Source organism: Pinirhizobacter sp., from assembly GCF_035317885.1.
Lineage (GTDB): Bacteria > Pseudomonadota > Gammaproteobacteria > Xanthomonadales > Rhodanobacteraceae > Pinirhizobacter.
Window position 1 is genome coordinate 1 of record NZ_DATHFX010000433.1, and the last position, 2495, is coordinate 2495.

At 63.1% G+C, this 2495-nt stretch carries 4 protein-coding genes; 3 read left to right on the top strand and 1 reads right to left on the bottom strand.

All coding sequences use genetic code 11. The features are described from left to right. A partial coding sequence (gene rpe / locus VK519_RS14255; RefSeq protein WP_324350826.1) for a ribulose-phosphate 3-epimerase occupies positions 1 to 531 on the top strand: 531 nt, incomplete at its 5' end. 96 nt (positions 532 to 627) lie between these two features. Then, positions 628 to 1383: an SEL1-like repeat protein gene (locus VK519_RS14260; protein WP_324350827.1), complete on the top strand. Its 756-nt coding sequence runs from the start codon at positions 628 to 630 to the stop codon at positions 1381 to 1383. An 82-nt stretch (positions 1384 to 1465) separates the two neighbouring features. On the opposite strand, the gene VK519_RS14265 is transcribed toward VK519_RS14260, so the two are convergent. Further along, the gene (locus VK519_RS14265) at positions 1466 to 1708 is read right to left on the bottom strand and encodes a hypothetical protein (protein WP_324350828.1); all 243 of its coding nucleotides are present in this window, start codon (positions 1706 to 1708) and stop codon (positions 1466 to 1468) included. A 33-nt stretch (positions 1709 to 1741) separates the two neighbouring features. Here VK519_RS14265 and pdsR point away from each other — a divergent pair, with 33 nt between their 5' ends. After that, the gene (pdsR, locus tag VK519_RS14270) at positions 1742 to 2431 is read left to right on the top strand and encodes a proteobacterial dedicated sortase system response regulator (RefSeq protein ID WP_324350830.1); all 690 of its coding nucleotides are present in this window, start codon (positions 1742 to 1744) and stop codon (positions 2429 to 2431) included. The last annotated feature ends 64 nt before the right edge of the window (positions 2432 to 2495 follow it).

The following is a 2495-nucleotide window of genomic DNA, read 5'->3' on the forward strand; positions in this document are numbered from 1 at the left end:
AACCTGTCGATCGGGCCGATGGTGCTCAAGTCGCTGCGCAAGTTCGGCATCACCGCGCACATCGACGTGCACCTGATGGTGAGCCCCGTCGACCGCATCGTGCCCGATTTTGCCGAGGCCGGCGCCACCGGCATCAGCTTCCATCCCGAGGCCACCGATCACGTCGACCGCACCATCGGTTTGATACGCGACCACGGCTGCCAGCCGGGCCTGGTGTTCAACCCGGCCACGCCGCTGTCCTACCTCGACTACGTGCTCGACAAGATCGACCTGATCCTGCTGATGTCGGTGAACCCCGGCTTCGGTGGCCAGAAGTTCATTCCCTCGGCCCTGCGCAAGATCGCCCAGGTGCGCGAGATCATCGACCGCAGCGGGCGGGCGATCCGCCTGGAAGTGGACGGCGGCGTGACCGCCGACAACATCGGCGAGATCTTCGCCGCGGGTGCCGACACCTTCGTGGCCGGTTCTGCCGTCTTCAACAGTGCCGATTACGCGCAAACCATTTCCCGGATGAAGTCGACATTCGGTTAATTTTCTTGCTCGCGCGATGAAATAAGCTTCATCCTGCGGTGATTCGCGGGAAGTTACGATGGTGCTGCTCGGGGGAGCATCATCGAGGGCCAGAAGATGAAGTTGCTTCGTTCTGCCAGCCTTGTCTCAGTCGCTTTCCTCGTCATATTCGTGGCGCGTGCTGTCTCCGCCGGAGATCGCCCGCAGCCGTTGCCGGGCCAGAAGGAAGAGGTGTCCCAGGCGTTGATGCTTTGCCCGTCCTCGCTCGAGCGGATCCTGCCGGGGCGCTACTACATGTGCGAAGCGCAACGCGACTTCTGGCTGGGCCGCCAGGATCAGTCAATGGAGATGCTGCGCGAGGCGGCCTCCTGGGGTAGCAAGCAAGCCCAGTACACGCTTGGCATCTTGTACTTCAACGGACAGCGTACGCCTGTCAACCGACCGCTGGGCCTGGCTTGGCTGGCCATCGCCTCCGAGCGGCACGATCCCAATATCGAGCCAACCTTTGTTTCGGCCTTTCGTAACGTCACTCCTGCCGAGCTCGAACAGGCCAACGAGCTTTGGCAGCAAATGCTGCCCAAGTACGCCGACCGGGTCGCCGCCAAGCGCGCCAAGACGCGGTACGAACGGGAGATGCGTCCGCTGGCCTATGCCATGGCGTTCGGGGGACAGCTGTACCTGTCGGGACTCAGTTACGGCGAATTGGGAGGCCCGACACCGGGTTCAATGACCAGCAGCGCCTTCGGCGTGGGGCGCGGCCTGCAAGCGATGGCGGGGGACTATTTTTACGGTTGGCATGAAAATGTCACCGTCGGAGAGCTCGAACTCGTGCCAATCACCCAGGCCGTCCAGGCCATGCCCGGGAAACCCTGAGGAAAAAAGGTCCCCTCACGCCGGAGGGGACCAGGTCGCTCATGGGTCTAGAAAGGGACCCAGGTCGGATCGGGATCGGTCATCAGTGCAGGCTCATCAGGAGGCCAAGTAACAGGGCGCCGATGGCAAGCCCCACGCGCAGGGGCTCGAAATTACGCTCGAGTTCGGCGTTGCGGTCGGGGCGGGGTTCCATGGCGGGACTCATGTACGGATGGCAGGCGTAGTTCACCGCCCCCATCGGCCCGCGTGGCGGCGCGAATATGGCAATGTGCGGGCAATGGATGTCGGTGGCTTGCGTGTGGTGCGGCCACGCGCCACGCTTCACGCAAGTCCACCCGCCACCCACTATGGAAAGCCCATGGCCCGCAGCATCGCGATCGTCGAGGATGAACCGCTCATCCGCGCCAACTACGTCGAGGCCTTGAACCGCTTCGGTTATGAGGCGCGTGGCTATGGGTCGCGGGGCGATGCTTCCACCGCCTTCGCCATGCGCCTGCCGGAGCTGGTGATCATAGACATCGGCCTGGGTGACGAACCTGAAGGCGGATTCGACCTGTGCCGGGAACTGCGCGCGAAGTCCGCCACCTTGCCGATCATCTTCCTGACCGCTCGTGATTCTGATTTCGACGTGATTTCCGGCCTGCGCCTGGGCGCGGACGATTACCTGTCCAAGGACACCAGCCTGCACCAGCTGGCCGCCCGCATCGCGGCCCTGTTCCGCCGCATCGAGTCGCTCAAGGCACCTACGTCGAGCGAAACGGTGGTAAGCCATGGGTCGTTGAAGCTGGAGTCTGAGCGGATGCGCGTCACGTGGAACGGCATCGAGATCCCGCTGACGGTGACCGAATTCTGGATGGTACACACGCTCGTGCGTTTTCCCGGCCATGTGAAGAACCGTGACCAGTTGATGCGCGAGGCGGAGCTGGTGGTGGACGATGCCACCATCACCTCGCACATCAAGCGCATCCGCAAGAAATTCATTGCATTGGCGCCGGATTTCGACGCCATCGAGACAGTGCACGGCGTGGGTTACCGCTGGCACCCGTGAACACGCCCCGCCGATGACCCTGCGGCGCAAACTGCTGCTGGTGGCCTTGTGCACGCTGGTGCTG